This window comes from Flavobacterium sp. NKUCC04_CG (assembly GCF_019345525.1).
Lineage (GTDB): Bacteria > Bacteroidota > Bacteroidia > Flavobacteriales > Flavobacteriaceae > Flavobacterium.
In genome coordinates this window covers 91,599-115,716 of record NZ_JAHKRA010000001.1, presented here as the reverse complement: position 1 = coordinate 115,716, position 24,118 = coordinate 91,599, and the positions used below count along the sequence as shown (strand labels likewise).

The 24,118-nt window shown below is 38.0% G+C and carries 19 protein-coding genes; 13 read left to right on the top strand and 6 right to left on the bottom strand.

What is annotated here, in order from left to right:
- Window positions 1-51: 51 nt before the first annotated feature.
- Window positions 52-594 carry a hypothetical protein gene (locus tag KO524_RS00555; protein WP_219288134.1) on the bottom strand — a complete coding sequence of 181 codons (543 nt, stop codon included), beginning with the start codon at window positions 592-594 and terminating at the stop codon, window positions 52-54.
- 120 nt (window positions 595-714) lie between these two features.
- Between KO524_RS00555 and hpt the strand changes: the two genes are divergently transcribed.
- From hpt to KO524_RS00510, 9 genes are all read left to right on the top strand, one after another.
- Window positions 715-1,245 (top strand): hypoxanthine phosphoribosyltransferase, encoded by a 531-nt coding sequence (hpt, locus tag KO524_RS00550; protein WP_219288132.1) that lies wholly within the window; start codon window positions 715-717, stop codon window positions 1,243-1,245.
- A gap of 21 nt (window positions 1,246-1,266) precedes the next feature.
- A complete protein-coding gene (locus KO524_RS00545) occupies window positions 1,267-1,839 on the top strand; it encodes an adenylate kinase (RefSeq protein WP_219288130.1) in 573 nt (190 codons plus the stop codon).
- 147 nt (window positions 1,840-1,986) lie between these two features.
- Window positions 1,987-3,000 carry a GTPase ObgE gene (gene obgE / locus KO524_RS00540; protein WP_219288128.1) on the top strand — a complete coding sequence of 338 codons (1,014 nt, stop codon included), beginning with the start codon at window positions 1,987-1,989 and terminating at the stop codon, window positions 2,998-3,000.
- A gap of 156 nt (window positions 3,001-3,156) precedes the next feature.
- Window positions 3,157-5,313 (top strand): S46 family peptidase, encoded by a 2,157-nt coding sequence (locus KO524_RS00535; protein WP_219288126.1) that lies wholly within the window; start codon window positions 3,157-3,159, stop codon window positions 5,311-5,313.
- A gap of 161 nt (window positions 5,314-5,474) precedes the next feature.
- The gene (locus tag KO524_RS00530; protein ID WP_219288124.1) at window positions 5,475-6,476 is read left to right on the top strand and encodes a hypothetical protein; all 1,002 of its coding nucleotides are present in this window, start codon (window positions 5,475-5,477) and stop codon (window positions 6,474-6,476) included.
- Window positions 6,436-8,679, top strand: a complete 2,244-nt coding sequence (locus KO524_RS00525; RefSeq protein ID WP_219288122.1) for a hypothetical protein — start codon at window positions 6,436-6,438, stop codon at window positions 8,677-8,679. Before KO524_RS00530 ends, KO524_RS00525 begins: the two co-directional genes overlap by 41 nt.
- 100 nt (window positions 8,680-8,779) lie before the next feature.
- Complete coding sequence (gene murC, locus KO524_RS00520; RefSeq protein ID WP_219288613.1) at window positions 8,780-10,135, top strand: UDP-N-acetylmuramate--L-alanine ligase; 1,356 nt, start codon at window positions 8,780-8,782, stop codon at window positions 10,133-10,135.
- Between the two features lie 169 nt (window positions 10,136-10,304).
- The gene (gene radC / locus KO524_RS00515; RefSeq protein WP_219288120.1) at window positions 10,305-11,000 is read left to right on the top strand and encodes a DNA repair protein RadC; all 696 of its coding nucleotides are present in this window, start codon (window positions 10,305-10,307) and stop codon (window positions 10,998-11,000) included.
- A 54-nt stretch (window positions 11,001-11,054) separates the two neighbouring features.
- A complete protein-coding gene (locus KO524_RS00510; RefSeq protein ID WP_219288118.1) occupies window positions 11,055-11,750 on the top strand; it encodes a YjjG family noncanonical pyrimidine nucleotidase in 696 nt (231 codons plus the stop codon).
- Between the two features lie 562 nt (window positions 11,751-12,312).
- On the opposite strand, the gene KO524_RS00505 is transcribed toward KO524_RS00510, so the two are convergent.
- The gene (locus KO524_RS00505; RefSeq protein ID WP_219288116.1) at window positions 12,313-13,590 is read right to left on the bottom strand and encodes a replication-associated recombination protein A; all 1,278 of its coding nucleotides are present in this window, start codon (window positions 13,588-13,590) and stop codon (window positions 12,313-12,315) included.
- 189 nt (window positions 13,591-13,779) lie between these two features.
- Here KO524_RS00505 and KO524_RS00500 point away from each other — a divergent pair, with 189 nt between their 5' ends.
- Window positions 13,780-14,553 carry a rhomboid family intramembrane serine protease gene (locus tag KO524_RS00500; RefSeq protein WP_219288114.1) on the top strand — a complete coding sequence of 258 codons (774 nt, stop codon included), beginning with the start codon at window positions 13,780-13,782 and terminating at the stop codon, window positions 14,551-14,553.
- A gap of 104 nt (window positions 14,554-14,657) precedes the next feature.
- Here the strand turns inward: KO524_RS00500 and rlmB are convergent, their stop codons facing one another.
- From rlmB to KO524_RS00485, 3 genes are all read right to left on the bottom strand, one after another.
- The gene (gene rlmB, locus KO524_RS00495; protein ID WP_219288112.1) at window positions 14,658-15,392 is read right to left on the bottom strand and encodes a 23S rRNA (guanosine(2251)-2'-O)-methyltransferase RlmB; all 735 of its coding nucleotides are present in this window, start codon (window positions 15,390-15,392) and stop codon (window positions 14,658-14,660) included.
- A gap of 164 nt (window positions 15,393-15,556) precedes the next feature.
- Window positions 15,557-16,993, bottom strand: a complete 1,437-nt coding sequence (locus KO524_RS00490) for a SusD/RagB family nutrient-binding outer membrane lipoprotein (protein ID WP_219288110.1) — start codon at window positions 16,991-16,993, stop codon at window positions 15,557-15,559.
- 11 nt (window positions 16,994-17,004) lie between these two features.
- On the bottom strand, window positions 17,005-20,268 hold the full coding sequence (locus KO524_RS00485; RefSeq protein ID WP_219288108.1) for a SusC/RagA family TonB-linked outer membrane protein: 3,264 nt from the start codon (window positions 20,266-20,268) through the stop codon (window positions 17,005-17,007).
- 669 nt (window positions 20,269-20,937) lie between these two features.
- Between KO524_RS00485 and KO524_RS00480 the strand changes: the two genes are divergently transcribed.
- Window positions 20,938-21,366 (top strand): hypothetical protein, encoded by a 429-nt coding sequence (locus tag KO524_RS00480; protein WP_219288106.1) that lies wholly within the window; start codon window positions 20,938-20,940, stop codon window positions 21,364-21,366.
- A gap of 5 nt (window positions 21,367-21,371) precedes the next feature.
- On the opposite strand, the gene KO524_RS00475 is transcribed toward KO524_RS00480, so the two are convergent.
- Entirely contained in the window at window positions 21,372-23,030 is a 1,659-nt protein-coding gene (locus KO524_RS00475; protein WP_219288104.1) for a hypothetical protein, read from the bottom strand.
- A 189-nt stretch (window positions 23,031-23,219) separates the two neighbouring features.
- Here KO524_RS00475 and rpsL point away from each other — a divergent pair, with 189 nt between their 5' ends.
- Entirely contained in the window at window positions 23,220-23,600 is a 381-nt protein-coding gene (gene rpsL / locus KO524_RS00470) for a 30S ribosomal protein S12 (protein WP_219288102.1), read from the top strand.
- A gap of 26 nt (window positions 23,601-23,626) precedes the next feature.
- Window positions 23,627-24,103, top strand: a complete 477-nt coding sequence (rpsG, locus tag KO524_RS00465; protein WP_219288100.1) for a 30S ribosomal protein S7 — start codon at window positions 23,627-23,629, stop codon at window positions 24,101-24,103.
- The last annotated feature ends 15 nt before the right edge of the window (window positions 24,104-24,118 follow it).

Genomic DNA, 24,118 nt, shown 5'->3' with positions numbered 1-24,118 from the left:
TAATTTAAAATACTCATACCGTAAATGCTTAAAACCGGTTTACTGCTTTTTCTATACAGAGCCGAAATGGCGGCGTACAAACTTTTCTGATCTTCGTTGAAAAGAAGGTTTACTACTAGCGTATCTCTGGTCGATGATGGATCGACAGATTTCAAGTAATTCGGGATATGTGGCACTCAATTCACTTAATATATCCAAGGCATAACATTGGGTGGCTATTTTGGTGTCGGTAATTAACCATTCCAAAGCGCAATCCATTAGAAGTTGTTTTTGAGAGGGAGTTAAGATAAAATCAGATGACGAGACCAATAGAAAAGCAATTTTTGCCATAGGGCGTTTAGCACTTTCGTGCTTTATGCTGCTTAGGCAATCACAAAAACTAGCAATATGAGGGTAGAGTAAGGAAGGTTGTTCAGCTAAAACAAGCTCCAAAATCCAACAGGCTTGATAATTGTTTTTAAAAGTGCTATCCATAGCCATTTTAAAAAGCAAATTAACATAGTCGGGTTTTGATAACACCAGGTTTTTGAGTGCTGTTCTGCTTTCTAATAAGGCAGAGCAAGATTCAAGACGACTGCGTAGTTGTGATGCCATGCGTTTTGTAATAAATTTAAATAGAGTACAAATAAAAAACATAAATCCGTAATTCTTTGCGTGGAATTTAAATTTTCGCTTCATATTTATTATATTTGCGAATCGAACAATTATGTCCCTATGGAAATCCAAGTTTTAGATAAAACCTTTGTACCTTTTATTTCGGCTTCCGAAATCCAAGTTCGCTTAAAGGAGCTGGCTCAGCAAATTCAAGCTGATATGAATGGTGAAGTACCGGTGTTTATTGGTGTACTCAACGGTTCTTTTATGGTCGTTTCAGACTTGATGAAACACTATTCAAGTGCTTGCGAAATGAGTTTTGTCAAAATGGCTTCGTATATTGGTACGCAATCATCCAATCAGGTTAACCAATTATTGGGTTTGGATATCGATATTACGGATAGAAGAATCATCGTAGTGGAAGATATAGTTGATACGGGAAATACGTTGGTAGCTCTAAAAGAGCTTTTTGGACAACACAGGCCTAAGGAAATTAAAATATTTACATTGTGTTTAAAACCGGAAGCATACACCAAGACTATTCCCTTGGATTACGTAGGTTTTGAAATTCCCAATAAATTTATCGTTGGTTATGGAATGGACTACGATAAACACGGGAGAAACATACCAGAGATATATCAAATTAAATAAAAACATACACGATAAAAGAATATGATAACGATAGTTTTATTTGGAAAGCCTGGTGCGGGGAAAGGTACTCAAGCTGCTTTTTTGAAAGAAAAATATAATTTAATGCACATTTCTACGGGAGATGTGTTTCGTTTTAATTTAAAAAACAATACGCCCTTAGGTGAAAAAGCGAAAGCTTTTATCGACAACGGTGAATTGGTTCCAGATGAAATCACTATTGATATGTTGCGTGATGAGGTAGAGAAAAATGAGGACTGTAATGGATTTTTATTTGATGGATTTCCAAGAACGATCAAGCAAGCTGAGGCATTAGATGAATTGTTGCTTTCTAAAAATTGGGATTTAACAGCTACTATAGCTCTTGAGGCCGATGACAATATTTTAGTGCAGCGCATTTTAGAACGCGGTAAAACTAGCGGACGTTCGGATGATCAGGATGAATTGAAAATCAGAAACCGTTATGCTGAGTATAACGAAAAAACGGCACCATTAATCGATTATTACAAAGCTAAAAACAAATACCACGCCGTAAACGGTATTGGAACTATTGAGGAAATCACTCAGCGTTTAAGCCAAGTGATTGATCAGCTTTAGTGAAATTCAATTACCTTATTGCGATTACCTATACTGTTTTGCTGAAAATAAATTAAATTTGCAGTCAGAAACACAAGCTTAGTCCACTTGATAGATTCTTTAGGAGCATCTATAACGGAACTATAATTAAAAATAATACAAGGAAAGATGACTGAAGGGAATTTTGTCGATTACGTAAAAATATATGTTGCTTCAGGAAAAGGAGGTAAGGGATCTACGCATTTACACAGAGAGAAATTTATTGAAAAAGGAGGCCCAGACGGTGGAGATGGTGGGCGTGGAGGTCACGTTTATGTTGTAGGTAATGAAGGCCTATGGACTTTGTTTCACTTAAAATTTGCACGTCACGTAAAAGCGGGTCATGGTGGAGATGGTGGTGGATCTAGAAGTACCGGTTCTGATGGAGTAGATCGATATATTGAAGTGCCTTTAGGTACTGTTGTAAAAGATAAAGAAACCGGAGAAGTTTTATTTGAAATCACAGAACACGGTGAAAAGAGAATAATTGCTCAAGGAGGAAAAGGCGGATTGGGAAACTGGCATTTTAGAAGTTCTACCAACCAAACACCAAGATATTCACAACCGGGATTGCCGTCTGAAGAAATGGATATCATTTTGGAACTAAAAGTTTTGGCAGATGTTGGACTTGTAGGTTTTCCAAATGCGGGAAAATCGACCTTGTTGTCGGTACTGACATCAGCAAAACCAAAAATTGCCGATTATCCTTTTACCACATTAAAACCCAATTTGGGAATTGTTGCCTATAGAGATTTTCAATCATTTGTAATTGCTGATATTCCGGGAATTATTGAAGGAGCAGCAGAAGGTAAAGGATTGGGACATTATTTCTTAAGACATATAGAACGAAATTCAACCCTGTTGTTTTTAGTGCCAGCCGATGCAGAGGATATTAAAAAGGAGTACGAAATTTTGTTGGACGAGTTGAGACGATACAATCCAGAGATGTTAGACAAAGACAGGCTGCTTGTTATTTCCAAATCCGATATGTTAGACGAAGAATTGAAAACAGAGCTAAAAGCACAATTAGACATTGAACTAAAAGGGGTTCCTTATATGTTTATCTCTTCTATTGCTCAACAAGGGCTTACAGAATTGAAAGACACCCTTTGGAAGATGTTAAATGCCGAATTAAAATCATAAAAAAAAGGTCTTGCCCCAAGCAAGACCTTTTTTTGTACATAAACTTTTGTTAAGACTACAATATTACAGCGTTTTCCTTTAAGATTCCTCAAACAACGCTTTTATACATTGGAGGAAAAAACTTATCTTCGCAGCTATAACATACTATAATTAATTATGAAAAAAATTATTTTATTCTTAACCGTAGCTTTATTAGCACTTCCAGCACAGCTGAGAGCAAATGAGGGAATGTGGTTTTTGATGTTTATTGAACGTCTAAACCAACGAGATATGGAAAAGATGGGTCTTCAGTTAACTGCTGAAGAAATTTACAGCATCAATAATAGTTCATTAAAAGATGCGATTGTTCAATTTGATGGAGGATGCACAGCAGAAATTGTATCTGATCAAGGATTGGTTTTAACAAACCATCACTGTGGTTATGATAAAATTGCCGAACTAGCTACGCCAAAAGACGATATTTTGACCAATGGATTTTGGGCAAAAACCAAAGCTGATGAGCGTAAACCAAAAGCTTTATCGGTTCGTTTCTTTGTGAGAATGGACGATGTGAGTAAAAGAATTCTTTCTAAAGTAACCGATGCGATGTCTGAGGTAGAAAGAGAAAAAGTAATCAATCAAGAGATTGCTAAAATTCAAAAAGAGAATGATGAAGGCGGAAAATACACCGTTTCAGTAAAATCATTTTTCCAAGGAAATGAATATTATTATTTCGTATATCAAGATTATAACGATGTTCGTTTGGTAGGGACACCTCCAAACAGTATAGGTAAATTTGGTGGAGATACAGACAACTGGGAGTGGCCTCGTCACACCGGTGATTTTTCTCTTTTCCGAGTTTATGCAGATAAAGATGGTAATCCAGCAGAATATTCTACGTCGAATGTACCATTAAAACCAAAACACCATTTACCAGTTTCTGTAACGGGAATTAAAGAAGGTGATTTCTCTATGATTTTAGGTTATCCAGGTAGAACGAACCGTTGGATGCCGGCACAAGGTATTGAGCAAAACGTAAAATTTGCTTATCCAGCTTGGGTTGAAGGATCTAAATTGGGAATGGATGTAATGAAAAAATACATGGATAAAGATCCTGCAGTTCGTTTACATTATGCGTCTAAATATGCAGGTGTAGCTAACTATTGGAAAAACCGCCAAGGGATGATTGAGGCTTTAGGTGAGCACAAAACGGCTGCGACTAAAGATAAGTCAGAAGCTGTATTTAATAAATGGGCTAACAAAAAAGAAAACAAAGCGAAATACGGAAACGTAGTAGCTAACATCAACGCTTATTATGCTGCGACAAATGAAAAAGCGCGTCACGATAATTATTTGATGACTATGTTACGTACGTCAACTATGGCTGCTGCGCCATACCGTTTAGCGAGTGCCTTTGAAAAATATGCCGCATCAACTGAAGCAGTTCGTGAGGAAATGCTACCTAAATTAAAAGAAGTTGTTGAAGCTACTTATGGAGAGTATTACGAGCCTTTAGAAAAAGAAATGTTGGGTGCGCAATTGAAGTTGTATGCAACAAAATCTACTGGATATGAAATTGCTCCTTATATCGCTGAATTAGGAAAAGCAAATAACAATGACTTTACGTCAGTAATCAACAAAGCTTTTGAAACGAGTATCTTCGGTTCTAAAGCGAAAGCAGAAGCTTTTTTAGCTAAGCCAGATGCAGCAGCTTTAAAAAATGATGAGTTGGTAAAGATTTCAACAGCACTGTTAAATAAATATAGAGAGCAACCAGAAAATGTTGCGGCTTTAGAAAATGATTACCAAAAATCATATCGTTTATTAGTTGATGGAATTCGCAAATCAAATCCAAATGGAAAATACTATCCAGATGCTAATTCTACTTTGCGTTTGACTTACGGAAAGGTTATTGATCTTCCTAGAGGAAACAAAGTAAACGATGCAGATGAAAATTGGTACACTACTTTAAAAGGAACGGTTGCTAAAAATATTCCTGGGGACGACGAATTTGAGGTTCCACAGAAATTAATTGACCTTTACAATGCTAAAGATTACGGTATCTATGCGGATAAAAAAGGGTATATGCCAGTAAACTTTTTAACGGATCATGATATTACTGGAGGGAACTCAGGTTCACCGGTATTGAATGCAAAGGGAGAGTTAATCGGATTGGCGTTTGATGGAAATATCGAAGCTATGGCTGGAGATGTAATCTACGATGCTAAATTGCAAAGAACAATCAACGTGGATATCCGTTACGTATTGTTTATCATTGACAAGTTTGCAGATGCCAAACACATTGTTGACGAAATGACCTTGGTGACTAATTAAATCACTATAAATATTGTTTACAAAAGCCGTTCTAAAAAGAACGGCTTTTTTTGTTTATAAAATGGACTGTTGTCATTTTTGATACGGTCGGTATAATTAGAAATAGCCAATCTTGGGCATGTTTGAATAAATCAGTACTTTTGCGTGATTATAAATAAAGGATGAAAAAATACGTATTTCTGCTTTTGGTAGTACTGCTTATAGGATGTACTTCGACAGTTAAACCAGCGGTATCGTTTTACTATTGGAAGACCGTTTTTAAGTTGTCGGCAACGGAAAAAGAGGTGCTTCAAGAAAATGAGGTTAGTAAATTATATTTGAGGTATTTCGATATTGCCCTACGCGATGGTATAGCGGTTCCATTGTCGCCAATTCGTTTTCAGGATAAAACAACTTCTTATAAAATCGTTCCTGTAGTTTATGTCAAAAATGAGGTCATGCTCGATAATCAAGTTAATGTAGAGGAATTGGCAGATCAAACTTTGAGTATGATTGGTAAAATCAATACGGTAAATCTAATTAACGTTGATGAAATTCAAATTGATTGCGACTGGACTTTAAAGAGTAAAGATCAATTTATGACGTATATCGACGCTTTGCGTCGCAAGGCGAATTTAAAAATCTCGGCCACTATACGTTTGCATCAAATCAAATATTACAAAGAAACGGGTGTACCCAATGTTGATCAGGGTGTATTGATGTACTATAATATGGGGCAAGTTGCCAGTGATGATCTTAATTCCATCTACGACGAGCAAATTGCGGCTCGTTATATTAAAAGTCTCTCCACTTATCCCTTATCATTAGATGTGGCGCTTCCAATATTTGGTTGGGGAGTTCACATTCGCAATCAAAAAGTGATTGGATTAATTCCAAAAATCAATGAGAAGCAATTGTTGAATACCGTAAAAGCTACTTCAAAAAGTAAAAACCGCTTTGAAATCAACGAGGACATAATCGCATTTGGTACCTATTTTAGACAAGGCGATCAAGTTAAGATGGAGACTGTGTCAAAGGCTGATTTAAGAAAGATGGTTTCAAATATTAAAAAAAATCTTAAAACAGTACCCAAGGAGATTATCTATTACGACTTGGATTCCATAAATTTAAAAAACTATTCTAATGAAAAAGAATTTTATAAAAAAGTTAATAGCGGGTTTTAGTCTTTCAGTCTTAGTTTCAGCCGGTGTTATTTATGCCTGTGGAGGAGGCGACTATTGGGGTTATGACTACAGTTCTAGTTTTACGCCAGAGGTCTATGCGGACCCGAGCTATCGTCCTTTGTTTTTTTCGAGTGAAGAACAGTTCTATGGAATTGGTTATTTAGAAGATGGGATTGGGCGTTTTAATACGAATATTACTCAAGATTGGAACGACTATTTAAAAGGTGTAATGAGTGCTGAGGATATTAATTATCTGTTGTTAGATAAAAATGCCGCCGATGATATTAGTACTTTGTATAGCGCCATCGAGAAAAAGAAGAAAAATGTTATACGTCCTAGCGTGGATATAAAAGAACCTAGAGTAAAAAACTTTGTTAAGTTTTTAGCCGATGCTAAACGCGTAGAAGCATTCTCGACAACCTCTTATAATTATTGGGACTATGAAGAAACGGTAATTCCGATTGCATCCAAAAGTATCGGCTTGGATTTGGAGAAAAAATACAAGGCTATCTCAGCTGATGAATTTCTAAAAAACAGGTATTGGTTCCAAACGATGAAAGCTTATTTTTATGGAGAAGATAAAAATGACCTAATTCGCTTTTTTGATGCTACTGCAGATAAGCAGCCTAAGAATTTATTGTATTACCGCGGTTTGGCTTATGTAGCGGGAGTGCATTATAGGTCTAAGGAATATGCGAAATCCAATTACCTATACAGCATTGTGTTTGACAAATGCCCAGAGCTTCGAACGGTTACGGCCTATAATTTTAGACCACAGCAACAAACGGATTTTGACCAATCCTTAGAGTTGGCGACAACGGCCGATGAAAAAGTAGCTTTGTGGGCCATGTTGGGGTACTATACCAACGAGCGCAAAGCAATTGAAGAAATTTATAAACTAAACCCAAAAAGTGTGCATTTGGAATTTTTATTGACCCGTTTGGTCAATATAGAGGAGAGCAAATTGAATACGTATTATTCCGATATAAAAGCGCCAAAGGCCTATCGTTCGGAACTAAAAAATAAATTGGATTCCGAAGCTTTAAATTTGGTAAAAAAAATAGCTAAGGAACAGAAAACGACCAAACCTTATCTGTGGCATTTGGCCAATGGATATCTGTCAATTTATAATCAAGAGTACGACTTTGCTAAAAGAGAATTCGACTTGGTGGAAAAAACAGCACCTAAATCAGAATTAGCATCCAATCAATTGCGATTACTGCGTTTAATCAATCAATTAAGTGCAACGGATAAGATAGACGGCAAAACAGATAAGAGTCTAGTAGAAGAGCTTAGATGGTTGAATTTAACCGTGCCTAGTCAAACAATTGATGATGGCGTGTTTCGATATAGTTATGCTTTGGATTGGAGTCGTAAATATGTGGCCTCTTTATATGAAGCGCAGAAAGATAAAGTGATGGCGGAATTGTTTTCACCTAGTAAAGAATACTATTATAAAACCGTGAATTTGGACGCGATGAAGACCTTGATGCAAAAGGGGAACTTTAGTGATTGGGAGAAATTGGGAATGAGTATTTACCGCATTAAGTTATCGGACATCAATGAATTTCAGGCTATTCAATTGACTTACGCCAATAAAGTTCCTGAGGCGATTGCTTTTATGGCGCAGGTTGATACTATAGCGGTATTACAGGGGAATCCATTTAATGGAAAAATCAAAGACTGTAACGACTGCGATCACGTTGCGGTTCAAAAAGTCAAATACAGTAAGCTCGACTTTTTAAAGAAAGTACAAGAGATGCAAGCGAAGATAGCAGCAGGTGATGATGTGTACAACAATGCTTTGTTGTTGGGGAATGCATTTTATAATTTGAGTTATTTTGGTAATGCACGTGTTTTTTATGACAACCCTATCATGGATGAATACGGCAACTACATTTCAGAGTTAAACAACGAGCGTTTACACAGTAATAAAACGGCAAATTCCTATTATCAAATGGCGCTAAAAGCAGCTACAAATGATGAGCAACGCGCGCGTTGTACCTATATGATGACTAAATGTGAGCGAAATACTTTTTATAGTAATAAGTATTATCAAGGCAATAATTATTACGATTATCCTTCGGTAAATTTTATTGCGTTTAAAGGGTATAAGCAATTGGAAGCAAAGTATTCGAATACCAACTTTTACAATGAAGTGATTAACGAATGTGGGTATTTTAGAAAATATATCGGGCAATAATTTAAAGGAAAATTATTTTATTCTGATTGGGGAAAAATTTTATCACAAAAATAAAAGTGTAAATTTACCCATTGGAATTAATCTACTAAATAAGAAAATGATGCGAATACATTTTATCGCAATAGGAGGAAGTGCTATGCACAATCTGGCATTGGCTTTACATGTCAAAGGAGAACAGGTGACCGGTAGTGATGATGCTATTTTTGAGCCCTCCAAATCCCGTTTGCAAGCCAAAGGATTATTGCCACAAGAAATGGGGTGGGATGCTGAAAAAATAACAGCAGATATTGAAGCGGTTATTTTGGGTATGCATGCCAAATCCGATAATCCAGAATTACTGAAAGCACAAGAATTGGGATTGAAAATTTATTCCTATCCCGAATTTATATATGAACATTCCAAGCAAAAAACCCGTGTGGTTATTGGAGGTTCACATGGGAAAACAACCATAACATCTATGGTATTACACGTTTTGAATTACCACGGTATCGAGGTCGATTATTTAGTAGGTGCTCAGTTGGAAGGATTTGATCGTATGGTGCATCTGACTGAGGAAAATGATTTTATCCTTTTGGAAGGCGACGAATATTTATCCTCACCAACAGATTTACGTCCAAAATTCCATTTATATCAGCCAAATATTGCTTTGATTAGCGGTATTGCATGGGATCATATCAATGTGTTTCCCACTTTTGAAAACTATGTCGATCAATTTAGAATTTTTATAGACAAAATTACTAATGGAGGGATTTTGGTTTATAATGAAGAAGATCCTATTGTTGCTCAATTGGTAGAAGAAGCGGCCAAACCCATCCGTAAACTACCCTACGGAACACCAAAATATACTATTGAAAACGGAAAAACATTTTTAGAAACTCCAGAGGGTCCTATGCCGTTAGAGGTATTTGGAGCTCATAATTTGAGCAATTTAAATGGGGCGAAATGGATTTGTCAGAATATGGGTGTCGATGAAGAAGATTTTTACGAGGCCATCGGTTCCTTTAAAGGAGCATCTAAGAGGCTCGAGAAAATTGCAGAAAATGATACTACTGTAATCTACAAAGATTTTGCTCATTCGCCAAGTAAAGTCATCGCTACAACTGAAGCGGTAAAACAACAGTTCCCAAACCGAAAATTGATTGCTTGTTTGGAATTGCATACTTACAGCAGTTTAAATGCCGATTTCCTAAGCGAATATGAAGGAGCTTTAAATGCGGCAGACCAAGCGGTGGTATTCTATTCACCTGAAGCAGTTCAAATCAAACGATTGGAAGCCATTTCAAACGAACAAATGGAAAAGGCATTTAAACGCGAAGGATTGCTGACTTATACGGATTCCAATCAATTTAAAGGATTTGTAAATCAGTTGGATTTAACCAACAGCGTTGTACTGTTTATGAGTTCGGGAAATTATGGTGGAATTGATTTAAACGAGCTTTTTAGCAGTGTAAAGTAAGCCACAGCTTGTAATAATTTATATCTATATCATAAAAAAGTCCTTTTAAATATTTTATTAGGACTTTTTTATTGGAAGCTTATTACTGTTAAAAACGAAAATTGAATAGCAAAAATAAAATGATTTTAGGGTGTTTTTTATATATTAGTAGCTGTCTAAGTAGTTGGTTATGAAAGAGTATAAGGGAACATCAATAAAGTCGTGGGCCGAAGATGATAAGCCTAGAGAGAAATTAATGCTAAAGGGAAAGGCCGCTTTAAGTGATGCCGAATTGCTAGCCATATTGTTGCGCTCAGGTAGTACCGATCAAAGTGCTGTCGATTTGAGTAAGCGGATATTGAACGAATACGACAATAAATTGAGCAACTTATCCAAGCAAAGTTTAAAGCAATTGTTGCGATTTAAAGGAGTAGGTCAGGCCAAGGCGATATCCATAGTAGCTGCCTTGGAGTTAGGGCAACGTCGGCAACGAGAAATGGGGAAATTATGGACTAAGATAGAGTCTAGTCGTATGGTCTATGATTTAATGCAACCTATAATTGGCGATTTAGCTCACGAAGAGTTTTGGGTATTATTGCTCAATAATTCTAATAAAATAATTCATCAGCAGAAACTAAGTATAGGAGGTTTAACAGCTACTGTAGTTGATGTTCGTATATTGTTTAAACTGGCCATAGAACATCAGGCAGTTGGCATAATCCTATGTCATAACCATCCATCGGGTCAACTAACTCCTAGTGAAACCGACTTACGCATTACCAGAAAGATAAAGCAGGCAGCCCTGTTATTTGATATTTCGATATTAGATCATTTAATTGTTACCGAAAAAGACTATTATAGCTTTGCCGACGAAAACATCTTATAAAGGTTTGGGTAGGACAAGGGGTTGTTGTAAATTTGCTCCTCTAAAAACAGCATCATGGCTATAAAATTTGAAAACAAAACCGATATCTTTTTTGATTTAGATCATACACTGTGGGACTTTGAACGCAACTCTGCCTTGGCTTTTGAAACGGTATTGAATACCCAAAAGGTGCCTTTTACCATCAAGGAGTTTTTAGGACACTATGTAGGAATTAATGAAGCCTATTGGGAGCGGTATAGTTTAAATCAAATTACCCAGTCACAACTGCGTTTCGGGAGGTTAAATGATACTTTTAAGGCTTTGTCTTTTAAAGCTTCTTCCCAGCTAGTCGAGAATATTGCTGATCAGTATATCGACATGTTACCTCAGTACAATCATTTGTATGAGGGAACAATTGAATTATTGGATTACCTCAGTCCAAACTACAACTTACACGTGATTACGAATGGTTTTCATGTGGTTCAAGAACTTAAAATTCGAAATTCAAACCTCGATTCTTATTTCAGTACCGTTACCAATTCAGAAATGGCGGGAGTTAAAAAACCCGATGCGAAGATTTTTAATTTCGCTTTAGATTTGGCTAAAACCAGCGCTAAAGTAAGCGTGATGATTGGCGACAATCTGATTGCGGATATTGATGGTGCTCAAAAAGCAGGTATGGATACCATTTATTTTAACGAGCATAAAAATACCCTTCGTCCAGAATTAATTCAAGTACACACTTTAACGCAGATTAAGCAATTGCTCTAATTGTTACTGATTAATATGTCTACACGCCTATTCGCGTATACGCTTTAATCCGGTACTTGGGCAAGAGTGATAAATTAATCTTATTTATTTTTGTCTAAAACTCGAGGTGAATGCCTCGAATTAACAGCTTATTCGACTACAGGCCTATTCGCGTATCTGCAAGGTGAAAAAGTTAGTAATCTGTAATCAGTAAACGTTATTCGAGAGTGGTAAATCGACATTTAGATAAATTAATCACTCTTAGATCGAGGAAAATTTGATCTGCCCATCCTTGTCTCATCGTATCATCGTATCAGCGTATCAGCGTATCAGCGTATCATCGTATCAGCGTATCAGCGTATCAGCGTATCAGCGTATCATCGTATCAGCGTATCATCGTATCAGCGTATCAGCGTATCAGCGTATCAGCGTATCAGCGTATCAGCGTATCAGCGTATCAGCGTATCAGCGTATCAGCGTATCAGCGTATCAGCGTATCAGCGTATCAGCGTATCGGCGTATCGGCGTATCGGCGTATCGGCGTATCGGCGTATTTGCCCATCCGCCCATCCGCGTATCAGCCTTAATACCTATACTTCAATTGCCATCTATTTTTCAAAAACTCGCGAGTTCCCTTTTCGCGTGCGTTATCTCCTGGTTCGTAGAAAGTGGTGCCACTGATTTCTGTGGGTAAAAATTCTTGAGTTACAAAATTGTTGGTATAATCGTGCGCATACTTATAGTCTTCGCCATATCCGAGTTCCTTCATCAATTTGGTCGGTGCATTTCTCAAATGGATAGGTATGGGTAAATCTCCTGTTTGCTTAACGGTTTGTTGTGCTTTGGCTATGGCTAAGTAAGTGGAGTTGCTTTTGGGTGATGTAGCTAGATATACGGTGCATTGACTCAATAAAATCCTGCTTTCAGGGTTTCCAATAACAGCAACTGCTTGGAAGATATTATTGGCCATAATTAAGGCTGTTGGATTAGCATTGCCAATATCTTCAGAAGCCGATATTAACAAACGACGTGCAATAAACTTGACGTCTTCACCGCCTTCAATCATTCGTGCTAGCCAATATAGTGCTCCATTGGGGTCACTGCCGCGTATGGATTTAATAAATGCAGAGATGATATCGTAATGTTGTTCGCCGGTTTTATCGTATAACACGGTGGTTTTTTGTACAATTTGCATCACCTTTTCGTTGGTGATATCCAAAGTATCACCAACGGACGAATTGACTATGAGTTCAAAAGTGTTGAGAAGCTTTCTTCCATCACCTCCTGAAATTCGAAACAGTGCTTCTGTTTCTGAAAGGATGATATTCTTTTTTTGCAAGTGCACATCTTGTTTGATGGCTCGCTCTAATAGCGCCTCCAAGTCGGCTTTAGTAAAGGGGTTTAAGGTGTACACCTGACAACGCGATAAAAGTGCGGGAATCACCTCAAAACTGGGGTTTTCTGTAGTGGCCCCGATCAAAGTAATCCAGCCTCTTTCCACAGCACCGAGTAAAGAGTCTTGTTGTGATTTGCTGAATCGATGAATCTCGTCGATAAAAAGGATTGGGTTACGAGCCGTAAATATCCCGGTATTTTTCTTCGCTTTTTCGATAACCTCTCGGACGTCCTTAACTCCGGCATTAATAGCGCTTAAGACATAAAAAGGGCGATCGCTAACCTTGGCGATGATTTCGGCTAAGGTGGTTTTTCCTGTGCCGGGTGTTCCCCAGAAAATAATAGATGGAATGATTCCTCTTTTGATTTGTTGGGTTAATGCGCCGTTGGGACCTACCAGGTGGTCTTGACCGATATACTGAGAAAGATCTTGTGGGCGAATGCGCTCGGCTAAGGGAATTTGCATGGTTGTAAACGTTTTAAGCGATAATTGCTAAAGCTATACTCACCTTTTTGTGGAGCATTAATAGGCTTTAATAAAGAAGGCAAGATACAATTTATGCCTAAATTTATTTCTCTTTTGGCGATATATATTTAGGCGATTCCGTGCTTCGTCTGCTCAATATTGATTATATTCGTTTTCTATTTTTAAAGAATGAGCAACAGTCAATCCCAATTTCTTTTGCAACTATTAATCTTGCCCTTACTATTTTTAGTAGTCATGTGGGGGATGTATTGGTTGGATTGGAATTACTTTATAGAGTTATACGAATGGGGAATTTACCCGCGGTCGTTTCACGGTTTAATCGGTATATTCACCAGTCCTTTTATACATGGAAGTGTTAAGCATTTGTACAACAATTCCATAACAATTTTTGTATTGTTAATCGCTTTACAATATTTTTATAAACAACAGTTTTGGTATGTCCTCTTGTGGGGTATTGCTTTATCGGGTTTTGGTACTTGGTTGATCGGGAGAGAAAGTTATCACATTGGTGCAAGTGGGTTGATTTATGTATTGGTGAGTTTTATTTTTTTTAAGGGAATACAAACGCGTTATTACAGATTGGTAGCCTTATCGCTAACGGTAGTTGTATTGTATGGAGGGATGTTTTGGTATATGTTTCCTGATATTGAAGAGGGAATCTCATGGGAAGGGCATTTAAGTGGATTTATTGGAGGCCTTATCTTGTGTTATTCCTTAGAAGTGCCGGATTATCATCGCCCTTATAAATACGATTGGCAACGGCCCGATTACGATAGTTCAAATGATCCTTTTATGCAGTGTTTTGATGAATTTGGTAATTTTTCCCCACCACCACCACCACCTGAGTTAGAAGAGCAGTCAGAAGCTGTTGAAGCGTCGTATTTCCAATGTAATTATCAGGTGGTATATCATTTAAAGGAAAAAGACGAAAACGAATCCTAGTGCGTTATTGGTGAATTGCATTTTGATTACGAATTGCCATTTAGCGATCAAAAAAGGGACTGTATCCTAATTAGACACAGCCCCTTTGATGAAGTTTAAAAAATTTATCTTCTTTGACGAATGGCTTCATAAAGAAATGCACCACAGGCAACAGATACGTTTAGTGAAGCAATAGCGCTAGACATGGGTAGTTTTGCACTTTCATCTATTATTTTAAGGACAGAAGGGTTGATTCCGCGTTCTTCACTTCCCATAACAATCGCTAAGGGCGTGTTTAATTCAACGTCGTAAATTTCTTTTTCTGCTTTTTCGGTAGCGCCTACGGTTTTAACACCTGAACTTTGTAGGTAAAAGATGGCATCTTTAATATGGTCTACCTTACAGATAGGAATATTGAATACAGCACCGGCAGATGTTTTAACGGTATCTCCGTTAACGGGAGCAGCTCCATTTTTTGAAATGATAATTCCATCGACACCACAGCATGCAGCGGTACGGATTATCGCTCCAAAATTACGAGCATCGGAAATTTGATCTAAGATCAAGAAAAGAGGGTTGGCTTTAGTTTCTAGCACGCCTTCAATAAGGGGTTCCAATCCAACAAAGCTTATCGGAGCTATTGAAGCTACGGCGCCTTGATGGTTTTTAGGAGTTAAACGATTGAGTTTTTCAACCGGTACGTATGAAAAGTTGATGTTGTTTTTACGCAAAGATTTAAGCAAGTCGCTCATTAGTTCTCCTTGAGCTTCTTTCTGAATAAAAACTTTATCAATGTCTTTCCCCGCTTCTACAGCTTCTAAAATGGCTCTAATACCAAATATTTGATTCTCTTTTTCCATAGTGCAAATATATAAAAAAATCCAACGCTTCGGTGGTGCTTTGAAAAAGGATCAACGCTAAGTGTTTTTGAGTAAAAGAATCAAGGATTTTAAGCGATAAAACGTAGAAGAGGTTACGGGTAGGTAACCTCTTCTTGACAAAAAAATCCTTGATACTAACTAATTCAATTCTTGTCCCAAAATATTTTAGTGGACTGAGTATCTCCGCCAATAGCACTTGCTGCTTGTGCGTTATTCGCTTTGTTTAGATTTCTTTCACGTACGGGATACGTATATCGGTTGGGTATAGGTAGTCCAGTTGCGGCGGCTATATTGAGTTTAGGGGCGTCTAATCTTCTATATACGGTCCAGGCATCCAGGCCTTTATTGTATAAGGCAAGGTAGTATTGCAAGCCTATTTTTTGTTTCCAACTTCCTTCTGCAGTTTCGTAATTCACGTCGGCTTGTGCTAAATATTCATCTGCTTCTAGGGGAGTATTGCCCCAAAAATCAAAGGAAGCTCTAATAGCGGATTCATATAAAAATTCCGCACTTTGGCTGGTATTAATTCCCCTTGCACTGGCTTCGGCGAGCATAAACAATACTTCGGTATAGTCGAGTAGGGTTCCAGGATAATTTGCTTGATGAAGCGTATTGGAGATTTGGGTATGATTGGCATAAGAGGTAGCGTTGCCATATACGCCACCTAGATAAATTCCATCACCTAGATTTTGTCGAAAATATTTCGCTCTTCTAGGGTCATTTAGTGCATTCATATAATCTACAATGGTATTGGCGACGACAAAATCAGTTCGACCGCTTTGCACCAAGTCTACCCATAAAGGGTTGGTGTATGGAAGTGTTCCTGTATAGTTTAAAGTAAAATTATCTGCTTGTGAGCTAAAAACACCTGTTGTTATCGCATTATTAATCGTTGTGTGAGCTAAATTGGGGTCAACATCTGCGAGGTTGAGACCTAGTTTTAGTTGTAAGGATGCTCCGAATTTTTTCCATTTTGCAATATCACCGTGATAAATAATGTCTTCGCTTACAAAACTCTTTGCGGTAACATTGAGGTCGTTGGTTGCAGCAACGGCTCTTTTGATCAAATCGTCATAAATGGTTTTAGCATCATCGTATTTTGGAGCGGCTATCGCTGTCCCCATTAAAGCTTCTGTATACGGAATATCGCCAAAAGTATCGACTAGGGATTGCCACGTTTGAATTTGTAGCAATTCGATAATGGCTAGTTGATTTTTCTTATCCATATCAGAAGGTCCTATTTCGTCGGGAATGGTTCTTTTGGCATCTTCTAAATCATAAAGCACTCTCGTATTGAGTTCATTCCAAAAACGATCGTTAATGGCTCTGGTTTCTAAATCGTAATTACTCTCTTGCGTATAGGTGGTTTCGTTCCAGTATTGCGCTACCAGTCTAAAGATATTATTATTGACATTGGTGCTGTGTAGGCGGTCGGTATAGCTGGTTATGGCGGAGGTGACCAAATAATCTGAAGGTACCTTTTCAGGTTGGACGGTGTCGTGATTTAAAGCGTCGTAGTGTTCATTTGAACAAGAAGACAACAGGCTTAAGAATAGTATGCTTAATAGTAATTTTTTCATCTTTTGGGGTATTAAAATTGAACTTTTATACTGGCTCCAATTTCTCTAATAGTTGGATGTGCTCCCGATTGATAGCCTTGAATATTTCCGGAGCTTAAACCGGCTTCTGGGTCAGCGTATGGGATATTCTTGTGAATGATCCATAGATTTCTACCTATTGCCGCTATAGTCAGTTTCTTAATAAAGACGTTTTCTATCAATTTTTGTGGAAAATCATAGGAGAGGGTAACATTTCTTAATTTCACATAAGAAGCGTCGTAAACGTGTGCTTGCCTAGGTGCTGTATTGCTAAGGTATCCCCACGGATTATTAGTTCCATCTCCTCGGTCGGCACGGACACGGATATCGTTTGGTGTTCCGTCTTCCTTGACTCCTTGAAGAATTACTCCGCCTCCTTCTTCTAAACTGTTTCGCACTGGATTGCCTAGGTCGTTTAATCCGGAGGTGAAATTGTCATAGAGTCCTGTTGCAAAACCGTAGTAGGTATCTAAAGAGAAAATACTACCTCCTTTTTGCATATCGATCAAGAAGCTTAGATTTAAGTTTTTATAAGTAATGGAGTTTCTGATTCCACCATTCCAATCGGGGTTCATATTTCCGATAACAGTCGTTGTCGGACTGTGTAAATATTGCCCGTTTTTTCCGACAACTCGGTCACCATTGTCGTTGTAAACATAGCCGGTTCCGCGGATAACACCATAGGCTTCTCCTGTTTGGGCTCCGATGGATATACCGCCTTGAAGACTGGCTAACTGTAAATAGCCGCCAATGCCCTCGGCTAGCGCTAAAACTTCGTTTCTATTTCGGGCAAAATTCAACCCGATTTTCCAATTGAAATCCGTTGTTCGTATTGGCGTAATGTTTAGATTGGCTTCAATCCCTTTATTGACCATATCACCGGCATTCATCCATACAGCTAGGGCACCGGATGAACTGGATACATCTACGGGAGTAATCAAGTCTTTAGTCGTTCGATTGTAGTAGGAGAGCTCTAGTGACAAACGGTTGTTCCAAGTTGTCATTTCGGCTCCGAACTCGTATTCATTCATCATTTCTGGACGCAAAGCCTTGTTGAGAAAAGTGTTAGGGTTTCTGGCGGAATACGCATCGTCAAAAGAAGCATTTAAGGTATAGGTATTGTGGAGGTTAAATAAATCGGTGTCGTTTCCTACTTGAGCGTAATTGGCACGTAATTTTCCAAAATTGATAAACGAACTATCGAATAGTTCTGAGAATATAAAACTTCCGGAAACAGAGGGATACCAATAGCGGTTTTGTACTTCGCTAGATAAGGTAGATGAACGGTCTGTTCTAATGCTTCCGTCCAAATAAAGGAGGTGGTACAGTCCGATACTGGCACGGGCATATAGACCATCAACCTTTTTGGTTCCTCTAAATTGCACTATGTCATCGGGAGTTAAAGGGTTGATTGAATTGGCCAAGGTATAGATTTCGGGGAGTTTAAGACCGCCGTTGGTTCTTTGATCGTTGCGATCAATTTTTTCAACTCTTAAGTTCCAACCTAAATTCGCATCAAGTGTAATGTTTTCGTTAAGGTCTTTTTTGATATTTACAATCAAGTCATAGTTGTTTTCTGATACGGATTGGTTAAACAGCGTATATTCGCCAAAACTACCTGCGGAGCCTACGGCGGTTCGGCCTTCGCGTGTTTCGTCATAATTGTCAAAAGTGTATCTTCCGCTGATATTGATCCACGGGTTTAAAGTGTAGTTGATATCGATGTTTCCGGTATAGCGATTTCTAGAATCGGTTTGGAAATTTTTGTATCGGGTGAAATAGAAGTTATCGGTATATACTGGTTTGGTGTTTTCGGTGTCATATATATTCCAACTGGCATTGCTTTGATTGGTTGCGAAATAGGCTTCCCTTTGTTCTTTCATGTCGACATTACTTTGCCACCACTGGCGAAAACTTTGCATGGGATTAAGACCGTCGTAACCCGTTCCAACTCTTCCTAATCCACTGGTATTGGTATAGGTTATGTTTGCGGATGAGCGCAGTTTCTCACTAATTTGGTGGCTTGCGCTTAGATTAAGGCTGTTTCTTTTTAGTTGGCTATTTACGAGATTTCCTTCCGTGCTGTTGTTGGTGAGCCCCAACCGATACGAACTCTGGTCGGTGTTTCCAGAAAGAGCTAGGGAGTTCACGTAAATGTGAGAAGTTCCCCAAACGGAATTCGGGTCGTTTTTAGCGGCTACCCATGGTGTTGTTTTTCCATAAGTAGACATACCTGGGAAGAAGGCGTTCCATTGATAAACCATCAAGTTGGGGTCGAAAGCGGCACCATAAGAGGCGTCTTCGCCGAACTGTACCACATAATCTGGAACACCATCACCGTTGATGTCTTCGCCGCTAAAATAAGGGTTATTTGGATTGGGATTTTCGTTTGGAGTTAAGGGGCGGTATCCCGCTCCATATTTCTTCTGGTATTGGGGTAGGGTTTGTTTGTCTGCAGTACCGATCATAAGAGATGAATTGAACTCCACTGCAATTCCTTTGTTTTTCTGGTCAGTTCCTTTTTTGGTTGTAATCATGATAACGCCGTTTTGTCCTCTTGAACCATAAAGGGCTGTTGCGGCAGCACCTTTTAAAACATTTAAAGTAGCGATATCATCTGGATTAATGTCTGAAGCGGCATTTCCATAATCATAACCCCCGCGGCCCCATGTCTGTTCGACGGTATTGTGCGTCTTGTTGTTGATGGGAATTCCGTCGATAACGACAAGAGCTTGATTGTTTCCGGTCAAGGAGCTAAAGCCGCGGATGATCATGTTGCTCGAGCCTCCCAGGGATCCGGAAGATTTAATAGACAGCCCTGCAATTTCGCCATATAAGGCATCGGCAAAGTTTCTTACAGGTGTTTCCGACAGGGTTTCTCCCGTGATTTGTTGGGTGGAATATCCGAGGGATTTTTTTTCTCGAGTTAGGCCTAGAGCGGTAACTACCACCCCTTCGAGTTCAACAACATCTTCCTCTAAAGTTAGGTTGAGTCGGGCAGAAGTAATTCGGTGTTCTTGGGTTTTCATTCCCAGGAAGCTAAATTCGTAAAGGGCTCCCAATTGGCCTTTTAAAATATAAATACCGTCTAAATCCGTTTGAGTTGCAGTTTGTGACTGTTTGTTTTGTACTGTCACTCCAGGTAGAGGAAACCCATTGGGGTCTTTTACAGTTCCTGATACGCTAATTTCTTGGGCGTGAATAGTTGTAAAAGTCGCGAGTACCACGATCCAGATATAAAATAATTCTTTTTTCATAATCTATGGGTTGTTTGAAAAGCATAGCGTATAAAATGAAAATGATTTTGACTTTAAAATATGCTTTTAACGGTTTTTTCTGTACATTTTTTTTTGCGTAAGTCGTTTAAAATAAAAAGCGTTTTTGTTTTTATTAAATTAAGTAGTTTAAATTTGCGTTTTAACTAAGTCAGATTTTAAAATGGAGCATAATATTCCATTTAGCTACTGTTTGATGCGGCTAATTTTTAATATCTTTGTTAATTGTATTTGCTAATTCGTTTTAGCAATAGTCGGTATAAAACCCAAAATCAAAGGATTGGGCTTGGTGATTGACCGCAATTCGTGTAATACTCCTAGTGTTTGGAGAAAATATTTGGGGGGGCTTTGTGGCGTGCGAAATGCGCCTTAAAGAGTAACAATTTTGTATGTGTTGACGATGATAATGTGGTATCAAGCTGATTGGGCTGCAATACCGTGGTATGCGTTTTAGCTTTGTAAATTTTGTTATAACTCTTTAAAATTTTAAGCCTCTCGATTAGGGATTTTTTTGATTTCAGCTCATAGTTCTATTTTTTGATTTATTAGTTAACTTTTAGTGGATTTAGTAAATTAAATCCAATTCTACGTCGGTTTATATAAATATTCAGTACCAAATATAAACGATATTTCTCGATTAAAAAAAATAATATGCAAGAAAAATCGATTATAAAGCAAAATATTTTGACTTATCTGCGGTATAAGGGGCTTACGCTATATAAATTTTATAAAGATACCGGTATAACTCGAGGTATTTTAACTCAAAATAACGGTATGAGCGAGGAAAATACAACGAGATTTCTCGATTATTTTACTGAGGTTAATCCAGAATGGTTGCTTACGGGCAAGGGGTCGATGTTGCGAGGGGCAGCTGTTGATCAGGGGGATGTTGTTGGTGATCCGGACTCCGTTGCGGCTATGCAATTGCACTTTTTGCGTGAAAACAACGATTTGTTACGTGCTAAGGTGTTGTTGTTGGAAGAGAACCGATTGTTGTTGCTTCGTGAGATCAGTCGTTTAGGAGGTGATATGGAGGCGGTCTTAAGTAAAGGGGATTGGTCTGTCGGGGCGGCGGATTAGATCGGTTAAAAGGCTGTAGAAAAAGTAATGTGTACTATGGAGTTTTTTAATTCCATTTCTTGTTTGCCGGTGTTTCCATTGGCGTAAATCAAATTTAATTTTCCGTTTTTTGTCATGATACCAAAGCCAACGCCGAAGGAATAGAGGTTTTCTTTAATGCCGGTGGTTTTGTCTTCGATAAGTCCGTAGTCCAGAATGCTGTGTGCATAAAGGGTAGGGCTCAGTTTGTATCGATATTCGGTGCTTAGGGTGGTAAAGAAATTGCCTTGAAGGCTGTTTTCTTGAAAGCCTCTGATGGAATTATGGCCTCCAAAACGCATTAATTCGTTGGTGATGTAGTTTTTGCTAAATAAAGAATATAAGTGCAGGTGGGTGTATAAGCTGTTTCTCGGATTGAAAATAAAGTTATTAAAGGTGTTTAATTCTATGAATTTCTGGGAATCTTCTGTGGTTTCCAGGCTTCTTTTTCCGCTGCCTATTCGGGTAAATAAAACGGTTTTTTCTGGAAAAAGAATGTCTTCGGGTCTGCGTCTTTTGTAGTCGTAACTCAGGGTTATAAAACGGTTGTCGAAACTTTGAATCAGGCTACTGTTTTCCGGTGTTACTGAGCTGGTGGTTTGGTAGCCGATGTACGATTTGCTAAAATAAGAAAAATAGTAACCGAGATTAAGGTCTATTTTGGTGTTTTGAAAAGTGCTGTCCTGTTTAAAGATTTCAATTTTGGCTTTTAATCCTATAGGGGATTTAAACAAATAGGGAATCTCTGTTCCCAGGTCAAAAAGGGTTTGTTTGTTGCCATCGTTTTTCCATTCCAGGTGAAATTCTTCACCGTAATTTAAAATATTTAGCAAATGGAGGTTAAGGTATCCATTGAATTGAACCTTTCCTTTTTCGTCGTTGTTGAATCCGACAATTCCGTCAAATCTACTGGCGTTAAATCGGTCGGCATAGAGGTAAACTTTGGTGCTGTCGGTAGTAAATAAAATCTCTGGAGTTTTTCGTTGTTTGATGAAGGGGATTAACTTGAGTTCGCGATCAATTTCTTCGATCAGATGATTGGTTAGTGGTTGGTTTTTTTTGTGTTTTAAAAGATTTTGGAGCAGCTGCTTGGGGATCTTGGTGTCGGATATTATTTCAATTTTGTCCAACTTTCTCTTTTTGTCCAAATCGATTTGCAAACTGGCGAGGAGTGTGGTATTGGAAATCTGATGTTTGTTTAGTTTTAAGCTGCTGGTTCCGTAGCCGAGTTGTTCCAATTGGTTGGTGAGTGACTGTAGTGTTGCTTGTGTTTGATGAAACGGTATGTTGATCGTGTCGCTTTGGAGTTGCAGTAATTTTTTGGTGTTTGCGTCGATAGCGCTCAGGTCGATTTGAGTTTGATTGAGGCGATGGTGAAGTTGGTATTTAAAAATAACTAGGGAAAGGGAGTCGCTTTCCAATTGTTGCTGTTCGAGAAATAAAAATCCAATCTGGTTTAATTTTTCTTCGAGTATTTTTTGAGTTTCTTTAATCGATTGAAAGTTTTCGTGGGTAATGCTGTATCCGATACTGTCGATAACGGCAGTTTCTGTTGGGGAAGTGCCTATTAATTTTAATGTGGTATTTTGTGCATCTATATATAAGGAGTAAAAAAACACGGTCAGCAACAAGATAAAATTTTTCAAGACAAGGAAAGTTTTGATGTAAAGTAATGTAAAATAAATAAAAGCAACAATAGGGAAAAGAGAAATTAATTTTCAATTCGATTGAAAATTAATGTTTTGAGTGTTGTATATAAAAAATAAACTTCATACATTTGCAACCCCGTATAAAGTGCGGAGTTAATAGATAGTAGATAATTATTAATAAACATTATGCCAACAATTCAACAATTAGTAAGAACAGGGAGAACCCAGATGACTAAGAAGAGTAAATCGGTTGCTTTGGATTCATGTCCTCAAAGAAGAGGGGTTTGTACGCGTGTTTATACCACTACACCAAAAAAACCAAACTCTGCAATGCGTAAAGTTGCAAGGGTTCGTTTAACAAATGGTAATGAGGTAAACGCTTATATTCCAGGAGAAGGACACAATCTACAAGAGCACTCGATAGTATTAGTTAGAGGTGGAAGAGTAAAAGATTTGCCAGGGGTTAGGTATCACATCGTACGTGGAGCTCTTGATACTGCCGGAGTAAACGGTAGAACTCAAAGAAGATCTAAATACGGAGCGAAACGCCCTAAAGACAAAAAGTAATCGTTTAAAACGTTTAAGACAAAGACATGAGAAAAAGACAGGCTAAAAAAAGACCTCTTTTACCAGATCCTAAATTTAATGATCAATTAGTAACACGTTTTGTGAACAACTTGATGTGGGATGGTAAAAAATCGACTGCTTTTAAAGTATTTTATGATGCATTAGAAATCGTAGAAGAGAAAAAGCAAGATGAAGAAAAAACATCATTAGAAATTTGGAAAGACGCTTTAACTAACGTTATGCCACACGTAGAAGTAAGATCTAGACGTGTTGGTGGAGCTACCTTCCAGATTCCAATGCAAATTCGTCCAGATAGAAAAATTTCTATGGCGATGAAATGGATGATTCTTTATGCGAGAAGAAGAAATGAGAAATCTATGGCTGGAAAGTTAGCCTCTGAAATTTTAGCTGGTGCTAAAGAAGAAGGAGCTGCTGTAAAGAAAAGAATGGATACTCATAAGATGGCTGAAGCGAACAAAGCATTCTCTCACTTTAGATTTTAATCCAAGAAAGATAAT

Coding starts and splice junctions, on each gene's coding strand:
- rpsG (WP_219288100.1), top strand. CDS start 23,627: ATGAGAAAAAGACAGGCTAAAAAAAGACCTCTTTTACCAGATCCTAAA.
- KO524_RS00545 (WP_219288130.1), top strand. CDS start 1,267: ATGATAACGATAGTTTTATTTGGAAAGCCTGGTGCGGGGAAAGGTACT.
- obgE (WP_219288128.1), top strand. CDS start 1,987: ATGACTGAAGGGAATTTTGTCGATTACGTAAAAATATATGTTGCTTCA.
- murC (WP_219288613.1), top strand. CDS start 8,780: ATGCGAATACATTTTATCGCAATAGGAGGAAGTGCTATGCACAATCTG.
- KO524_RS00500 (WP_219288114.1), top strand. CDS start 13,780: ATGAGCAACAGTCAATCCCAATTTCTTTTGCAACTATTAATCTTGCCC.
- KO524_RS00485 (WP_219288108.1), bottom strand. CDS start 20,268: ATGAAAAAAGAATTATTTTATATCTGGATCGTGGTACTCGCGACTTTT.
- KO524_RS00480 (WP_219288106.1), top strand. CDS start 20,938: ATGCAAGAAAAATCGATTATAAAGCAAAATATTTTGACTTATCTGCGG.
- KO524_RS00510 (WP_219288118.1), top strand. CDS start 11,055: ATGGCTATAAAATTTGAAAACAAAACCGATATCTTTTTTGATTTAGAT.
- rlmB (WP_219288112.1), bottom strand. CDS start 15,392: ATGGAAAAAGAGAATCAAATATTTGGTATTAGAGCCATTTTAGAAGCT.
- radC (WP_219288120.1), top strand. CDS start 10,305: ATGAAAGAGTATAAGGGAACATCAATAAAGTCGTGGGCCGAAGATGAT.
- KO524_RS00525 (WP_219288122.1), top strand. CDS start 6,436: ATGAAAAAGAATTTTATAAAAAAGTTAATAGCGGGTTTTAGTCTTTCA.
- KO524_RS00555 (WP_219288134.1), bottom strand. CDS start 594: ATGGCATCACAACTACGCAGTCGTCTTGAATCTTGCTCTGCCTTATTA.
- KO524_RS00535 (WP_219288126.1), top strand. CDS start 3,157: ATGAAAAAAATTATTTTATTCTTAACCGTAGCTTTATTAGCACTTCCA.
- KO524_RS00505 (WP_219288116.1), bottom strand. CDS start 13,590: ATGCAAATTCCCTTAGCCGAGCGCATTCGCCCACAAGATCTTTCTCAG.
- rpsL (WP_219288102.1), top strand. CDS start 23,220: ATGCCAACAATTCAACAATTAGTAAGAACAGGGAGAACCCAGATGACT.
- KO524_RS00530 (WP_219288124.1), top strand. CDS start 5,475: ATGAAAAAATACGTATTTCTGCTTTTGGTAGTACTGCTTATAGGATGT.
- hpt (WP_219288132.1), top strand. CDS start 715: ATGGAAATCCAAGTTTTAGATAAAACCTTTGTACCTTTTATTTCGGCT.
- KO524_RS00490 (WP_219288110.1), bottom strand. CDS start 16,993: ATGAAAAAATTACTATTAAGCATACTATTCTTAAGCCTGTTGTCTTCT.